Annotated in this window: 15 protein-coding genes, 1 tRNA gene and 1 other annotated feature; of the genes, 15 read left to right on the forward strand and 1 reads right to left on the reverse strand. The window is 37.7% G+C overall.

Annotated elements, in window-relative coordinates:
- Positions 1 to 13: 13 nt before the first annotated feature.
- Positions 14 to 220 (reverse strand): hypothetical protein, encoded by a 207-nt coding sequence (locus V2145_RS01200; protein WP_061785402.1) that lies wholly within the window; start codon positions 218 to 220, stop codon positions 14 to 16.
- 236 nt (positions 221 to 456) lie between these two features.
- Between V2145_RS01200 and V2145_RS01205 the strand changes: the two genes are divergently transcribed.
- The 15 genes from V2145_RS01205 to leuB all read left to right on the forward strand — a co-directional run bounded on the left by V2145_RS01205 (position 457) and on the right by leuB (position 16,007).
- The gene (locus V2145_RS01205) at positions 457 to 2,454 is read left to right on the forward strand and encodes a penicillin-binding transpeptidase domain-containing protein (protein WP_330987264.1); all 1,998 of its coding nucleotides are present in this window, start codon (positions 457 to 459) and stop codon (positions 2,452 to 2,454) included.
- Between the two features lie 391 nt (positions 2,455 to 2,845).
- Positions 2,846 to 3,463, forward strand: a complete 618-nt coding sequence (locus tag V2145_RS01210) for a DUF47 domain-containing protein (RefSeq protein ID WP_094911827.1) — start codon at positions 2,846 to 2,848, stop codon at positions 3,461 to 3,463.
- Positions 3,464 to 3,476: 13 nt separating this feature from the next.
- A complete protein-coding gene (locus tag V2145_RS01215) occupies positions 3,477 to 4,478 on the forward strand; it encodes an inorganic phosphate transporter (RefSeq protein WP_311856477.1) in 1,002 nt (333 codons plus the stop codon).
- A 224-nt stretch (positions 4,479 to 4,702) separates the two neighbouring features.
- Complete coding sequence (locus V2145_RS01220; RefSeq protein ID WP_311856974.1) at positions 4,703 to 5,122, forward strand: MarR family winged helix-turn-helix transcriptional regulator; 420 nt, start codon at positions 4,703 to 4,705, stop codon at positions 5,120 to 5,122.
- A gap of 10 nt (positions 5,123 to 5,132) precedes the next feature.
- The gene (racE, locus tag V2145_RS01225; RefSeq protein ID WP_397428316.1) at positions 5,133 to 5,927 is read left to right on the forward strand and encodes a glutamate racemase; all 795 of its coding nucleotides are present in this window, start codon (positions 5,133 to 5,135) and stop codon (positions 5,925 to 5,927) included.
- A 122-nt stretch (positions 5,928 to 6,049) separates the two neighbouring features.
- A complete protein-coding gene (locus tag V2145_RS01230; protein ID WP_131888357.1) occupies positions 6,050 to 7,135 on the forward strand; it encodes a GerMN domain-containing protein in 1,086 nt (361 codons plus the stop codon).
- A 179-nt stretch (positions 7,136 to 7,314) separates the two neighbouring features.
- A complete protein-coding gene (gene rph / locus V2145_RS01235; RefSeq protein WP_311856478.1) occupies positions 7,315 to 8,037 on the forward strand; it encodes a ribonuclease PH in 723 nt (240 codons plus the stop codon).
- A gap of 36 nt (positions 8,038 to 8,073) precedes the next feature.
- Positions 8,074 to 8,670, forward strand: coding sequence for an XTP/dITP diphosphatase (locus V2145_RS01240; RefSeq protein ID WP_311856480.1), 597 nt, complete (start codon positions 8,074 to 8,076; stop codon positions 8,668 to 8,670).
- Between the two features lie 14 nt (positions 8,671 to 8,684).
- Positions 8,685 to 9,194, forward strand: a complete 510-nt coding sequence (locus V2145_RS01245) for a metallophosphoesterase family protein (RefSeq protein WP_311856483.1) — start codon at positions 8,685 to 8,687, stop codon at positions 9,192 to 9,194.
- Positions 9,195 to 9,319: 125 nt separating this feature from the next.
- Positions 9,320 to 9,393: transfer RNA gene (locus V2145_RS01250), tRNA-Arg, on the forward strand.
- Between the two features lie 313 nt (positions 9,394 to 9,706).
- Positions 9,707 to 9,956, forward strand: a binding site (T-box leader).
- 93 nt (positions 9,957 to 10,049) lie between these two features.
- Positions 10,050 to 11,756 carry an acetolactate synthase large subunit gene (ilvB, locus tag V2145_RS01255; protein ID WP_179289251.1) on the forward strand — a complete coding sequence of 569 codons (1,707 nt, stop codon included), beginning with the start codon at positions 10,050 to 10,052 and terminating at the stop codon, positions 11,754 to 11,756.
- Positions 11,753 to 12,265, forward strand: coding sequence for an acetolactate synthase small subunit (gene ilvN / locus V2145_RS01260; protein ID WP_094911819.1), 513 nt, complete (start codon positions 11,753 to 11,755; stop codon positions 12,263 to 12,265). Before ilvB ends, ilvN begins: the two co-directional genes overlap by 4 nt.
- A gap of 60 nt (positions 12,266 to 12,325) precedes the next feature.
- Complete coding sequence (gene ilvC, locus V2145_RS01265; RefSeq protein ID WP_094911818.1) at positions 12,326 to 13,351, forward strand: ketol-acid reductoisomerase; 1,026 nt, start codon at positions 12,326 to 12,328, stop codon at positions 13,349 to 13,351.
- Entirely contained in the window at positions 13,338 to 14,870 is a 1,533-nt protein-coding gene (locus tag V2145_RS01270) for a 2-isopropylmalate synthase (RefSeq protein WP_210609419.1), read from the forward strand. Before ilvC ends, V2145_RS01270 begins: the two co-directional genes overlap by 14 nt.
- A gap of 27 nt (positions 14,871 to 14,897) precedes the next feature.
- Positions 14,898 to 16,007 carry a 3-isopropylmalate dehydrogenase gene (gene leuB, locus V2145_RS01275; protein WP_311856484.1) on the forward strand — a complete coding sequence of 370 codons (1,110 nt, stop codon included), beginning with the start codon at positions 14,898 to 14,900 and terminating at the stop codon, positions 16,005 to 16,007.
- The last annotated feature ends 46 nt before the right edge of the window (positions 16,008 to 16,053 follow it).

Genomic DNA, 16,053 nt, shown 5'->3' on the forward strand with positions numbered 1-16,053 from the left:
AAAGAGCGGCTTTTTAGGTTGTTGGTTTTGGTTTAGTAGGAACAGCTTGATCGACTTTTTTAGTTTGCTGGATATAGACTTTAAATAAGAAGATATTTAAGCATCCTAATGTTAAAAACAAAGGTGCGAAATAATATTCTTTTACGAGAAACAAAACGAAAACGCTTCCAAAACAGAACAGAGAACTAAATAAAAAGTAAAACTGTAAGAACTTTTTCACTTTAATCGCCTCCTGTTTACAACTTCTTACACTTATTATATCAAATGATTAACAAAATAGACACAAAATATTCACAAATTGTTCAAAAAAGTTTCGCAAAACATCTTGATTTTTTGTCGAAAACAATCATATGTGTATGATGTATAACAAATGAACGAAAAAAGTTGCTTAAATGGAGAATGTATATGTAAAATTTAATATTAAAGGAAAAAAGTACAAGTGAAGGGGATGAATCGATGAAAAAATTTAGAATGCTTTGTTTGATGCTGTTAATCATGATTATAGCGGGCTGTTCAAATGAAGAAGCAGCAAACGATCGCTTTAAACAATATGTGAAGCTTTGGAATGACCAAAAATTTGAAGACATGTATTCTTATCTATCTCAAGAAGCTAAAAAAGATTTGGCAAAAGATGAGTTTGTAGCTAGATATCAAAAGATTTATAATGCAGCTGAAGTAACCAATTTAAAAGTAAAGATTATAAAATCTGAAGAAAAGCCAGAAAATAGTGAAATTTCTTTGCCGTTTGAAATAAGCATGGATACTGTAGCTGGTAAAATTTCTTTTAAAGAAAATGTGCTATTGGTTGAAGAAAAAGTTGGTGATCAAAGCACGTGGAACGTATCTTGGAAACCTAATATGATTTTTGATGAAATGACACAAGGAGATGAAGTAAGCGTTAGAACATTACGAGCTGAACGTGGAGAGATTACTGATCGTTCTGGAAGCTATTTAGCTCAGAATGGAAATGCTTCTCAAATAGGAATTGTGCCAGCAAAGTTTAATGCAAAATTAGATGAGAATAAAGAGAGCTTAAGCAAGCTTTTAAATATATCTACTGAAGAAATTGATAAGGCGCTTAACGCTTCATGGGTAAAAGAAGACCAGTTTGTACCAATCAAAACCATGACGGAAGAAGAAGCTTTAAAAGGAGAAGAGCAGCTTCTAAGTGTTGAAGGAGTTCAAATAAATAATGTACCTGCACGTATTTATCCGTGTGCTGAAGCATGTGCACATCTAGTAGGTTATGTAGCTCCCGTGACGGAAGAGTTTTTAACAGAACACAAAGGTGAAGGGTACAACTCCCAGTCTAGCGCTGGTTTAATTGGTATAGAAGCTCAATATGAAAAGACCTTGCGTGCCAAAGATGGAGCCATCATTTCAATTATCGGTTCTGATGGTAACATAAAAAAAGAAATTGCAAGTAAGAAAGTTGAAAATGGAAAAGACTTGAAGCTGACGGTAGATGCAGATATGCAAAAAAAGCTGTATGAACAAGTAAAAGGCGAAAAGGGTCTAGGAGTTGCAATTCATCCTTTAACAGGAGATGTATTAGGAATGGTTAGTGCACCTTCTTTTAACCCAAACCATTTTTCTTTGGGAATTACATCTACAGAGTATAGTAAATTATCTAACGATGCAGATAAGCCGCTATTAAATCGTTTTAACAAAACATATTCACCTGGCTCTACATTTAAATTATTATCTGCAGCACTGATTGCTGATAGTGGGAAATTTGATTTGAGCGAAAAGAGGAAAATCGGTGATAAATGGCAAAAAGATAGCGGTTGGGGTGATTTTTATATCACACGTGTAGGCAGTCAGCCTAATGTGAATTTTCGAGATGCGCTTGTCACATCAGATAATATTTATTTTGCCCAAGCCATAACAGAATTAGGAGTAAAAGCGTTTGAGCAAGGTAGTGAAAAATTCGGCTTTAACGAAAAGTTACCAATTGATTTTCCGTTTCAAACATCTAAAATTTCACAAAGTAATTCTATAGACTCTGAACTTCTTTTAGCAAATTCAGCGTATGGACAAGGAGAAGTACAGGTTAGTCCTCTCCATCTAGCATCTATTTATTCTTCTATTGTAAACGATGGTAATATGATTAAACCAAAGCTTATTATGAATGAAGAAGCAGAGCTAGAATTTTGGAAGAAAGATGTAATGAGCAATGAAGCAGCTTTAAACATTAAGGAAAGTCTGATTGGTGTTATTGAAGATTCTAATGGCACAGCAAAAGAAGCGAAGATAAATGGTTTAACACTTGCTGGAAAAACTGGTACAGCAGAGTTAAAACTTTCTCAAGGGGAAAAAGGAAAAGAGAATGGTTGGTTTGTAGCAGTCGATACGGAGTCACCGCATTTACTGGTAGCTATGATGGTTGAGGATGTAAAAAAAGGTAGTCATGATGTTACGCCAAAGGTGAAAAATATATTTAATCAAACATAACAATTAAATAAGAAAAAAAGAGGGGAGAATTTAAGTACTCCCCTTCTTCTTGATTTCGATTTAATTTTCTGAATAAACAAAAATGTTAAAAGTTTGTAAATCTCAATATTATCCAATTGTTTGTTATCCCTTGATACAACAAGGATTTGTATAATAAGGGAATAAAATTGTAAAGTTAAGTCTTTACAATTCATCTGAAAACATATTGACATTCATGCATAATAGGAGTAATTTTTGTTTTGGTATTAAAAAATTCAGTGAAAAAGCTAAGTTTTTGTCGAATGATGTAAAAAGACATAATCTATGATAAAAGCTTGATTAAAATAGGGACTAAAAAAATTACATATAACGAGTCCTTATAGAGGTTAATAAATTGGATGGAGGCTTTACCGTGATTAAAAGGAAAAAAGACAAATTTTCTGAAATGTTGCTTGATATTGCTCAAAACCTAAAAGAATCAGCTGACTTTTTAGGTAACTTTGAATTAAACAATGTATCAGATTTAAAAGAATTCGCTAATGTATTAAAAGCATACGAATCAAAAGGTGACCAGTATGTTCATACAGTAATTACAGAACTAAATAAAGCATTTATCACACCGATTGAACGTGAGGATATTTTACAATTAGCGATGAGTCTAGATGACGTATTAGATGGTATTGATAATTTTGCTGCTATGCTGGAAATTTACTCAATTGCAAAATTTGATGAATATGTAAAAGAATTTGTGAAGAATATTCAAAGCTGTGCAGCAGAAATTTTAGTAACAATCAATCTTTTATCTGAAAAGAAATTATCTCAAATTAGTGCACATGCAATTAAAATTAAAGAGTATGAGTCTCAATGCGATATTTTATATAGAAAAGCATTGAAGCAACTGTTTTCTACATGTAAAGATCCAATTAAAGTAATTCAGTATAAAGAAATTTATGAAATATTAGAAGAAGTGGCAGATTACTGTCAGACTGTTGCTAATAACTTAGAAACAGTTATCATGAAGAACGCGTAAAGGGGCAATAAAATTGGATTCACTGTTACTTTTAACTATCCTTGTTGTTGTTGGAGCGCTTGCCTTTGATTTTATCAACGGATTTCATGATACAGCAAATGCAATTGCTACGTCTGTTTCAACAAAAGCGTTAAAGCCTAGACATGCCATTATTATGGCGGCAACAATGAACTTTGTAGGCGCAATGACTTTTACAGGAGTTGCAAAAACAATTACAAAAGATATCGTTGATCCATTTACACTTCAAAATGGATCCGTTGTAATACTAGCTGCGTTAATCGCTGCAATTGCGTGGAATTTAATTACGTGGTACTACGGAATACCTAGTAGTTCTTCTCATGCTATTATCGGTGCTATTGCAGGAGCTGCCATTGCAGCAGCGGGATTTGGTGCGTTAAACTATGGTGGTTTTATCAAAATTATTCAAGCTCTTATCTTCTCACCAATTCTTGCTTTTGTGGTTGGTTATATTGTATATACCATTATAAAGTTAGTCTTTAAACATAATAGCAATTTATCTAAGACTAACAAGCAGTTTCGACATGTTCAAATCTTAACAGCGGCATTACAATCTTACACTCACGGAACGAACGATGCTCAAAAAGCGATGGGGATTATTACAATGGCTTTAATTGCAAATAACATGCAGAGCTCAACTGATATTCAGTGGTGGGTACAGCTCTCTTGTGCATTAGCAATGGGAATTGGAACATCTGTTGGTGGTTGGAAAATCATCAAAACAGTTGGTGGTAAGATTATGAAGATTCGCCCGGTAAACGGTGTAGCAGCAGATTTAACCGGTGCAGCGATTATTTTTGGAGCGACTTTTATTCACCTACCAGTTAGTACGACGCATGTTATTTCATCATCAATCCTTGGTGTTGGCTCAGCTCATCGTATTAAAGGTGTTAAGTGGGGGACGGCACAGCGCATGCTAATTACATGGGTTATTACGTTGCCAATCTCCGCTACGTTAGCAGCAATTGCGTATTTTATCTTAGATTTATTCTTTTAAAGAAGCTCATTATGCGAGCTTCTTTTTTTATTTATCTAAATGAAGGGTTAAATTTTACACAGCTGTTTAAGTTCTAGCTTGAAAAAGAGCATGAAAAAGAGGACAATAAATATGATGGTTATGAAAATACATAGCGCACTATGTGTTCAGATAAAAATAGAAATAAGGTCAATTCCTTAGAAGGTTAGAAAGGTGGTATATGATTGCGAGATCAAGATGAAAGCATGGTAGTAGAGTTGGAAAGGTCGCTTCGGCATATTGAAGCAATCATTAAGCAAAAAGGTAGAGAAATTTTAGGTCAGTATTCAATTACTCCGCCCCAATTTATTGCATTACAGTGGTTGTTTGAGCGTGGAGATATGACAATTGGTGATTTGTCTAATCGAATTTATTTAGCTTGCAGTACCACAACTGATTTAGTAGATCGTATGGAAAAAAACAAATTGGTGATAAGAGTAAAAGATCCAAAAGATAGACGAGTTGTTCGTATCCATTTGCTTCCGGAAGGAGAGCGAATTATTGAAGAAGTCATTTATAAAAGAAGAGGTTATCTAGAAGGTGTACTGAGTGACTTTTCAAAAGAGGAAATAAAAGATCTTCAAGGTAAATTAAAGAGATTACATGATGAAATGAAAGAAAAATGAGGCGATTTTTGTGAGTAGACCAATAGGTGTTATTGATTCAGGTGTAGGTGGATTAACTGTTGCGAAAGAAATTATGAGACAGCTTCCGAAAGAACAGATTATGTATATCGGAGATACAGCCCGCTGTCCATATGGGCCCCGACCAAGTGAAGAAGTGAAAGCTTTTACTTGGGAGATGACGAATTATTTAGTAGAGCGCAATATAAAGATGCTCGTCATTGCCTGTAATACAGCTACGGCTGTTGTGCTTGAAGAGATTCAGCAGCAGTTAGATATTCCTGTACTTGGGGTCATTCAACCTGGTTCTCGTGCAGCGCTTAAAGTGACGAAAAATCATAAAATAGGTGTCATCGGAACAAACGGTACGGTCAAGAGCCAGGCATATACACATGCTCTTAAAGCTTTGCATAATCGAGTAGAAGTAGATAATCTAGCTTGCCCACTATTTGTACCGTTAGTCGAGAGCGGTAATTATGAAAGTGACGAAGCTTTACGGATTGTAAAGGAAACCTTAAGGCCGTTGACTAACACGGATATTGATACGTTGATTTTAGGATGTACTCACTACCCGCTGTTACGACCAGTTATTCAACAGGTAATTGGAAGTGGTGTCCAGCTGATAAGCTCTGGTGAGGAGACAGCGATTGAGGTGAGCGCTATCTTATCCTATAGTAATTTACTAGCATCAAGCGATGAATTACCTGAGCATCAATTTTTTACAACGGGATCGGTTGAGCTTTTTCAATCTATTGCATCGAAGTGGTTTGAACATCCGGTGTATAACGTAAATCATATTGTTTTATAATCAATACGAAAGGAGCAGTGAGAGGTGGCTGCTCCTTTCGTATGAAAAAATAAATTCCTTCGGTCTAAAATAAAAAAAGGCTCGTATACATAATAGTACAAACCGTCTGAGGAGGGGAAGAAATGTCTAAAAAGACAAATCTTATCATGGTGTCAGCAGTGGTAGCTACATCGGTACTATTATCGGGGTGTGGGATGTTTGGCGGTGAAAAAACGGCAGAAATTGATCCACCAAAAGATGTCACCTATGTTAAAGATGAAAAAGCATTGGAAACCGAAGGTAAAGTAGCAAAAGAAGGAAACGATCAAAAAAAAGAAGCAGCAAAGTCTAAAGCTGAAAATAAAACAGAAGTTTATTTAATTGATAAAAATGGCTATGTTGTGCCTCAAACATTAACTATGCCGAATGAAAAAGGTGTTGCAAAACAATCCCTTGAGTATTTAATTGAAGGTGGAGAAGTTTCAAATCTGTTGCCAGATGGTTTCCGCGCAGTGTTGCCAGCAGATACCCGCGTATTAGGAACGAAGTTGGAAAAAGATGGGACGATGATTGCTGATTTTTCACCTGAGTTTGCCAATTATAAAAAAGAAGATGAACTGCGTATTTTACAAGCGATTACTTGGACGCTTACTCAGTTTGACGGAGTAAAAAAAGTTAAGCTTCGTATTAATGGTTATGATAAAGACACAATGCCAGTTAATAATACGCCAATTAGCGAAGGATTAAGCAGAGCGGATGGGATTAATTTTGATAATGCAGGTGTTGTAAATATTACTCAAACAAAGCCGGCTACAGTTTATTATTTAGCTCAAAACGGGAAGCACACATACTACGTTCCTGTTACGAAACGAATCAAGGCGAATGAGAGCGATATGTATACAGCTATTGTTAATGAGTTAGTGGAAGGCCCATCTGCTTCTTCAGGGCTTGTTACAGACTTTAATCCAGATGCACAGCTTGTATCTAAGCCGAAATATGCGGATGGTAAGTTAACGTTAACGTTCAATGAAAACATTTTTGGTAATCTGAAAGGAAGCAAAGTATCTCAACAAGTATTAGATTCACTTGTCCTTTCATTGACAGAGCAAAAAGGTGTTGAGAGCGTTGCGATTAAAGTAGATGGTAAGAAGACGTTAACAAATGAAGAAGGAAAAAAGTTAACTGAGCCAGTTTCTCGACCGAAAAATGTGAACACAAAAAGTTTCTAAAAATTTTCTTACTATATTGATGGTTAAAATATGAGAGGTGCGCTTATAAAAGCGACCTCTTTTCTTGTTGGATAGGTATGCTTATGAATGATATAGGTATATAATAAAAAGTGTTGTGTTTGACATCGTTTTATACGAAATGATACATATAAAAAAATCATATTTAAGGAGGAGAACATATGCGCAATGATGGTCGAAATCAAAAGGAAATGCGTCCGGTTACCATTCAAACGGAATACTTAAAGCACCCTGAAGGTTCTGTGTTAATATCTGTAGGAGATACGAAAGTAATTTGTACAGCAAGTATTGATGATCGAGTACCACCTTTTATGCGTGGTCAAGGAAAAGGTTGGATTACGGCTGAATATTCTATGCTTCCAAGAGCAACGCAGCAGCGAAATATTCGTGAATCTACTAAAGGAAAAGTGACGGGGCGTACAATGGAAATCCAGCGCTTAATTGGGCGTGCTCTCCGCGCAGTTGTAGATTTAGATAAAGTGGGCGAAAAAACAATCTGGATTGATTGTGATGTTATTCAAGCTGATGGAGGTACTCGTACAGCATCTATTACAGGAGCGTTTGTTGCAATGACCCTCGCTTTTGAAAAGCTTCTTAAAGAAGAAAAGATTAAGGAAATGCCAATTACAGATTATCTAGCTGCTACGTCTGTTGGAATACACGATGAACATGGTGCGATTCTAGACTTGAATTACGAAGAAGATTCAACTGCAGCAGTTGATATGAACATTATTATGACAGGGCAAGGTAAATTTGTTGAGCTTCAGGGAACAGGTGAAGAGGCAACGTTTTCTAAGCAAGAGCTTGATGAATTAATTTCTTTGGGAGAAAGCGGAATTAAGCACCTTATTGAAGCGCAAAAGCAAGTACTTCAATCGCTATAAGAAAAGATATTAACATTAGGTGTGGAGGAGATTAAGATGGTTCGAGAAGTTATTATTGCAACAAAGAATGCAGGAAAAGTAAAAGATTTTCAAACACTTTTTTCTTCTAAAGGCATTGAAGTTAAGTCGTTGCTTGATTTTCCTGAGATTGCTGATGTTGAAGAAACGGGAACAACTTTTGCTGAAAATGCCATTTTAAAAGCTGAAGCAATTTCACATACATTACATACTGCCGTTATAGCGGATGATTCAGGGTTATCTATTGATGCGTTAGGCGGAGAACCGGGCGTGTATTCAGCGCGATATGCTGGCGAACAAAAGGATGATAATGCTAATATAGAGAAAGTACTAGAAAAGTTGAACGGTGTGCCGTTTGCTGAACGAACAGCAAGGTTTCATTGTACGCTGGCTCTTTCTGTACCAGGCAAAGATACAATTACAGTAGACGGAACGTGTGAAGGATATATCTTGGAAGAGAAAAGAGGAGAAAATGGCTTTGGCTATGATCCAATTTTCTATATTGAACAGTGGAAGCGTGCTATGGCGGAGTTGAAGAAAGAAGAAAAGAATAAAATTAGCCACCGAGCAAACGCACTGAAAAAACTTGAACCACTGATTGATGCCCAATTTTAAAGGAGTGATGACGTGTGAAACTATTGATTGTAAGCGATAGCCACGGATTACAAGATGAGTTAATCGTAATTAAGGAGAGACATGCAGATGTAGATAAAATGATACATTGTGGTGACTCAGAACTTTTGCAAAATAGTAAAGAAATGGCGAACTTTTTAAGTGTTCGTGGAAATTGTGATTACGATGCATCCTATGTCAACGATCGCGTTGAAAAAGTGGGAGAAGCTACATGTTTGGTAACACACGGTCATTTATATAACGTTAAAATGTCAATGATGAATCTTCACTACAAGGCAAGGGAAGTAGGAGCGAATGTCGCATGCTTCGGTCACTCTCACGTTGCAGGAGCAGAAGTAATGGATGGCGTATTATTTATTAATCCCGGAAGTATTTTACTGCCTCGTATGAGAAAAGAGCGCACGTATGCTATACTTGAGCTTGAAGACAATGAAGCAACTGTACAGTTTTATGAGATAAGCGGTGAGCGTATTCCTAGCATGCAGCTGACGTGCACGCTTGCTTAAAAAATAAATAAAATAAATGAGAAGAGAAAATTTCTCCTCTCTTCTCATTTATTTTTAAAAAAACGTTGACTTTTTAATTGTATTTAAATATAATTAAAAATGTCTTTGAAACAATTTAACAATATGTCCCAGTAGCTCAGCAGGATAGAGCAACGGCCTTCTAAGCCGTCGGTCGGGAGTTCGAATCTCTCCTGGGACGTCCTAAAAGCCTACTTTTTATTTTAAGATAAAAAGTAGGCTTTTTGTTTTTCTAAGGAATACAAATGAACTCGATAGAAAAACTTTTTTAAATCCTCTCATCCTTAGAGTCTCAATGATGAAAGCGTATCCAAAAATTCTGTTTAGTCTAAATTATCTAAAAAATATTCAAAAAACGGTTGACTATGTATAAAAATGGGCGTAAGATAGTCCTCAAATATAAGTTTTCTAAAAATTTTAATTAGTTGAAAACGTTAGTTTTCTCTGTTATTTGAAAGTGAAAATCTGAGAATAACATCAGGATAAAATAATGAACTAAAACGTTGAAGAGGATAAGTAATTTTGATAGTTTGGTATCAACAGAGAGTCGGGTTGCTGGAAGCCGACGTTACCACATCAAAGTGAACTCACCTCAGAGTGTCATCCTGAATTGAGTAAGGATGGCCGAGTGTTATTCCAACACACTCGTTATCAAAACGAATGTTTATACATTCATGAGGTAGTCTTCGTGACTACAAATGAGGGTGGTACCGCGTAAAGTACAAAAGACTTTTCGCCCCTTGACCTATCTTAATAAAGTGGGTCTTTGTCAGGGGTGGAGAGTCTTTTTTTCTTTTTATTAAGAAAACGAAAGGATGAGAAAAAGTGGGAGCCAATATGCAAACAAAAGAGCCAGCAAACATTGGGAAACAAATGAATGGATCTGATATGTTGATTGAATCTCTAAGAAGAGAGAATGTTGACGTCATTTTCGGTTACCCAGGAGGAGCTGTCTTACCAATTTATGATAAGCTTTACGGCTCAGGAATGTTTCATGTACTTGCTCGTCATGAGCAAGGTGGGATTCACGCAGCTGAAGGGTATGCGAGAATTTCTGGTAAGCCTGGTGTTGTCATTGCTACGAGTGGACCTGGTGCTACAAACATTGTAACTGGTTTGGCGGACGCAATGATTGACTCACTTCCTTTAGTTGTATTTACGGGGCAAGTAGCGTCAAGTGTAATTGGTTCAGATGCGTTCCAAGAAGCCGACGTATTAGGAATTACAATGCCGATTACCAAGCACAGCTATCAAGTGCGTAAAGTCAGTGATTTGCCAAGAATTATTAAAGAAGCATTTCACATTGCAACAACGGGAAGGCCTGGTCCAGTCTTAATTGATATTCCAAAAGACATGGCACAAGGAGATGGTGAGTTTAGCTATGAAGGTGAGGTTAACTTACCAGGCTATCAGCCTACATACACGCCAAACCAGCTCCAGGTTAAGAAATTAGCCGAAGCGGTAACAGTTGCTAAAAAGCCAGTTATTTTAGCAGGTGCGGGTGTATTATTGAGTAAAGGTTCAGAAGAATTAAAAAATTATGTGGAAAAGCAAAACATTCCTGTTGTGAACACGTTGTTAGGGTTAGGCTGTTTTCCGGCGGATCATCCGCTTCATTTAGGAATGGCCGGTATGCACGGCACGTACACAGCAAACATGGCGATTTATGAGAGTGATCTACTCATCAGCATCGGAGCTCGGTTTGATGATCGTGTAACAGGCAATTTAAAGCACTTTGCACCAAATGCTAAAATTGCTCACATCGATATCGATCCAGCTGAAATTGGTAAAAATGTACCAACGAAAATCCCGATTGTGGGAGACGCAAAAGAAGTGCTTGCACAGCTTCTTTTACAAGATGGAGAAACAGGAGATTATACGAAATGGCATGAGAAGTTAGCGGGATGGAAACAAGAATATCCTTTATGGTATGAGAACTCTTCAGAAGTGTTAAAGCCTCAAAAAGTGATTGAGCTACTACATCAATACACGGATGGAGATGCCGTAGTGACAACAGACGTAGGCCAGCATCAAATGTGGGTTGCTCAATACTATACGTTCAACAATCCAGATCGATGGGTAACGTCAGGCGGCTTAGGGACAATGGGATTTGGTTTACCTTCTGCCATCGGTGCACAGCTGGCAAACAAAGATAAAACAGTTGTAGCAGTTGTTGGGGATGGCGGCTTCCAGATGACGCTTCAGGAATTAGGTGTGATTCATGAGCTTAATCTACCTGTGAAAGTGGTTATATTAAACAATCATTCTCTTGGAATGGTTCGACAGTGGCAAGAAATCTTCTATGAAGAGCGATATTCTCATTCACTGATTCCAAATCAGCCAGATCTTATGAAACTAGCGGAAGCTTATGGTATTAAAGGACTTCAAGCAAAGACTGAAGAAGAGGCACACGCTGTGTTAAAAGAAGCGATGGAGACGGATGGTCCAGTGTTAATGAATTTCTTCGTAGCACCAAAAGAAAATGTGTATCCGATGGTTGCTCCTGGAAAAGGACTTCATGAAATGGTGGGGGTGAAACCGTGAAGCGGATTATAACAGCAACAGTGTTAAATAGAGCAGGTGTTTTAAACCGAGTAACAGGGTTATTTACTAAAAGAAATTTCAATATTGAAAGTATTTCAGTGGGGCATACCGAGTCAGAAGGCGTATCGCGTATGACGTTTGTAGTAAACGTGGAAGATGATGGGGCTGCTGAGCAGGTAATTAAGCAATTAAACAAACAAATTGACGTCTTGAAAGTTCAGGACATTACTGAACAGGCGGTTGTTTCACGTGAGCTTGCTTTAATGAAAGTAGCTTCAACACCAGCCAGCCGAAATGAGTTGTATGCAGTTATTGAACCTTTTCGAGCAACCATTCTTGATGTTAGTCGAGATAGCTTAATCATCCAAGTAACGGGTGAATCGAGTAAAATCGAAGCTATGATTGATTTACTTCAACCATATGGGCTGAAAGAAGTAACGCGAACGGGTACCGTAGCTGTGCCGCGTGGAACACAAAAAGTAGCTGCAAAATGGTCATCAATTATTTAACTAGGATTTAAACAAAAAATTAACCTATAAAAAATTAAAAACAAAGAGGAGAGATTTATTATGACAAAAGTATATTATAACGGTGACGCAAAGGATCAATTTTTACAAGGTAAAACAGTAGCAATCGTAGGATATGGTTCACAAGGTCACGCTCATGCACAAAACTTACGCGATAGCGGAGTAAACGTAGTTGTTGGTTTAAGAAAAGGTAAATCATGGGATCAAGCTGAACAAGATGGATTCACAGTTCTTTCAGTAAAAGAAGCTGTACAACAATCTGAAGTTGTGATGGTCTTATTACCGGATGAGCATCAACCAAAAGTATATAATGAAGAAATTTTACCAGGATTAAAACCAGGAAAATCATTAGTATTTGCACATGGTTTTAACATCCACTTCAACCAAATCGTTGCTCCTGAATTTGTAGATGTATTCTTAGTAGCTCCTAAAGGCCCAGGACATCTTGTGAGAAGAACATACGAAGAAGGTGCCGGTGTACCAGCTCTATTTGCTGTATTCCAAGACGTAACTGGTGAGGCAAAAGAAATTGCGTTAGCATACGCAAAAGCAATCGGATCAGCTCGTGCAGGCGTATTAGAAACAACATTTAAAGAAGAAACAGAGACAGATTTATTCGGTGAACAAGCAGTTCTTTGCGGTGGCTTAACATCATTAGTAAAGGCAGGTTTTGAAACACTTGTAGAAGCAGGTTACCAGCCAGAAGTTGCATACTTCGAGTGTTTACATGAATTAAAATTAATCGTTGACCTTATGTATGAAGGTGGATTAGCAGGAATGAGATACTCAATTTCTGATACGGCTCAATGGGGTGACTTTGTATCAGGTCCACGCGTTGTAGATGAGCGTTCAAAAGAACAAATGAAAAAAGTGCTTGAAGATATTCAAACAGGTAAATTTGCTAAAGGATGGATCTTGGAAAACCAAGCAAATCGTCCAGAATTTACAGCAATCAATAACAATGAAAATGAGCATTTAATTGAAAAAGTTGGTGCACAGCTACGTGAAATGATGCCATTTGTAAAAAAACAAAAGAAAGAAGCGGTGGTCGCTAGTGCAAAAAATTAACCTATTTGACACGACGCTAAGAGACGGGGAACAATCACCAGGAGTTAACTTAAACCTACAAGAAAAGCTTGAGATTGCAAAACAATTAGAGCGCTTAGGTATTGATGTAATCGAAGCAGGTTTCCCAGCTTCTTCAAAAGGCGATTTTCAATCGGTGAAGGAAATTGCGTCGACTGTCAAACATTCTTCTGTAACAGGCCTTGCGAGGTCTGTTACACAGGATATTGACATCGCTTGGGAAGCCTTAAAAAGCAGTGCTGAACCAAGGCTGCACGTATTTATTGCTACTTCTCCAATTCACTTGGAACATAAGTTGAAAAAGACACCAGAGCAAGTGTTAGAAACAGCAGTTGAAATGGTGAAATACGCAGCGAAAAAATTTCCGATTGTTCAATGGTCTGCTGAAGATGCATGCCGAAGCGAATTACCGTTTCTAGCACAGATTGTAGAAGCTGTCATTGACGCAGGGGCTAAGGTTGTTAATATCCCGGATACGGTTGGTTATACAACGCCGGCTCACTATGGATCTGTCTTTCAATATTTAAAAGAAAATGTTTCAAACATTGATAAAGTATCATTGTCTGCTCACTGTCATGATGATTTAGGCTTAGCTGTAGCTAATTCACTTGCTGCAATTGAAGCAGGAGCAACACAAATTGAAGGTACAATCAATGGGATTGGTGAGCGTGCTGGAAATGCGGCTTTAGAAGAAGTTGCGCTTGCTTTAAACATTCGCAAAGATTTCTATCAAGCTGAGTCAGGCCTAGTTTTACCAGAAATTAAGCGAACAAGTGATTTAATTAGTAAGCTAACTGGCATGACGATTGCACCTAATAAAGCAATTGTAGGTAAAAATGCTTTTGCTCACGAATCTGGTATTCACCAAGATGGTGTCTTGAAAAATCCACTAACATACGAAATTATTTCGCCAGAGCTTGTTGGAGTGAAACAAAATCCAATTGTGCTTGGGAAGCATTCTGGAAGACATGCATTCCGTACACGTTTAGTAGAGTTAGGGTTTGTTCTAGAAGATGAGCAAGCAAACGTTCTATTTGAAAAGTTTAAGGACTTAGCAGATAAAAAGAAAGACATCACAGACGATGACTTGTTTGCATTAGTAGTGCACAAGCAAGTTAACGATGATGTTGAATATAAGCTAGACGGACTTCAAGTGCAGTATGGTATTAATAATATTCCAACGGCTACAATCACGCTTCAACGTAAGAATGGAGATGTTGTTCAAGAAGCAGCAACGGGATCAGGAAGCGTTGAGGCGATTTACAATACGCTGGCACGTTGTTTAGAACAAGATGTAAAGCTGTTAGATTATCGCTTACAGTCCATTAATGGTGGGCCGGATGCGCTGGCAGAAGTATTTGTTAAAGTACAAAGTGGCGGTGTTGAAGTAAGTGGAAGAGGTGTAGCGTTTGATGTACTAGAGTCATCGGCAAAAGCCTATATTAACGCAATTAATCGCCTATTTGCTATTAAGCAGCACCGTATTGAGCAAGAAGTGTAATACGTAAACAAGAAGGGAGAGACTATCATGACAAAAAAGGTAGCTGTGTTACCTGGAGACGGAGTTGGGAAAGAAGTTACAAAAGGTGCGATTGATGTCTTAAACGCCATCGGTCAACGCTTTAACCATCAGTTTGAATTTAGCTATGGGTTAATTGGAGGAGCTGCTATCGATGCAGAAGGAGTACCCCTTCCAGCAAGTACAGTAGCAGTTTGTAAAGAAGCGGATGCAGTATTGCTTGGTGCTGTAGGTGGCCCTAAGTGGGATGCTGTTCCTACACACCTCCGTCCAGAGCGAGGCTTATTAGCAATTCGTAAAGAACTGGACCTTTATGCTAACTTACGTCCAGTTACTTATTATGATAGTTTAGCAGATTCTTCTCCTTTGAAAAAAGAATATATTCAAGATGTTGATTTCATTATCGTACGTGAACTAACAGGCGGTTTATATTTTGGAAAACCAAGCGAACGCCGCACAAATGGGAACGAAGAAGCCGTTGTAGATACGCTATATTATAAGCGCGAAGAAATTGAGCGCATCATTCGTCAAGCATTTGAAACAGCAAAGGTTCGTCGTCAAAAAGTTACGTCTGTTGACAAAGCAAATGTATTGGAGTCAAGTCGTTTATGGCGTGAAGTCGCTGAAGAAGTATCAAAAGATTATCCGGATATTGAGCTTGAACATATGCTAGTAGATTCAGCAGCAATGCAGCTTATCCGCAACCCAAAACATTTTGACGTAGTAGTTACTGAAAACATGTTTGGAGATATTTTAAGTGATGAAGCGTCGATGCTAGCTGGATCTTTAGGGATGTTACCATCTGCTAGTTTGACATTAAACGGACCTTCTCTTTATGAACCTGTTCATGGCTCAGCACCAGATATTGCCGGGCAAAATAAAGCCAATCCAATCGCAGCTATTTTATCAGCAGCGATGATGCTAAGACATTCATTTGGCTTTGAAGAAGAAGCCAAGGCAGTGGAACAAGCGGTAGAACACGTATTAAACGCTGGTCATCGTACAGCAGATTTAGCGAACGGATCACATTATTTATCAACTGAAAAAATGGTCGAAGCAATTGTAGATACGATTGCTGATGACTCTGCAATTATTAACATTATGACGGCTTATAGTTAATCATGCGTTTCTCACCTTTGTGTGAGAAACGTTTTTCATAACTGGA

It is taken from the genome of Priestia sp. GS2 (assembly GCF_036409025.1).
GTDB classification, from domain to species: Bacteria; Bacillota; Bacilli; order Bacillales; family Bacillaceae_H; genus Priestia; species Priestia aryabhattai_A.

Coding starts and splice junctions, on each gene's coding strand:
- leuB (WP_311856484.1), top strand. CDS start 14,898: ATGACAAAAAAGGTAGCTGTGTTACCTGGAGACGGAGTTGGGAAAGAA.
- ilvC (WP_094911818.1), top strand. CDS start 12,326: ATGACAAAAGTATATTATAACGGTGACGCAAAGGATCAATTTTTACAA.
- V2145_RS01205 (WP_330987264.1), top strand. CDS start 457: ATGAAAAAATTTAGAATGCTTTGTTTGATGCTGTTAATCATGATTATA.
- V2145_RS01220 (WP_311856974.1), top strand. CDS start 4,703: ATGGTAGTAGAGTTGGAAAGGTCGCTTCGGCATATTGAAGCAATCATT.
- V2145_RS01240 (WP_311856480.1), top strand. CDS start 8,074: ATGGTTCGAGAAGTTATTATTGCAACAAAGAATGCAGGAAAAGTAAAA.
- ilvB (WP_179289251.1), top strand. CDS start 10,050: ATGCAAACAAAAGAGCCAGCAAACATTGGGAAACAAATGAATGGATCT.
- V2145_RS01230 (WP_131888357.1), top strand. CDS start 6,050: ATGTCTAAAAAGACAAATCTTATCATGGTGTCAGCAGTGGTAGCTACA.
- rph (WP_311856478.1), top strand. CDS start 7,315: ATGCGCAATGATGGTCGAAATCAAAAGGAAATGCGTCCGGTTACCATT.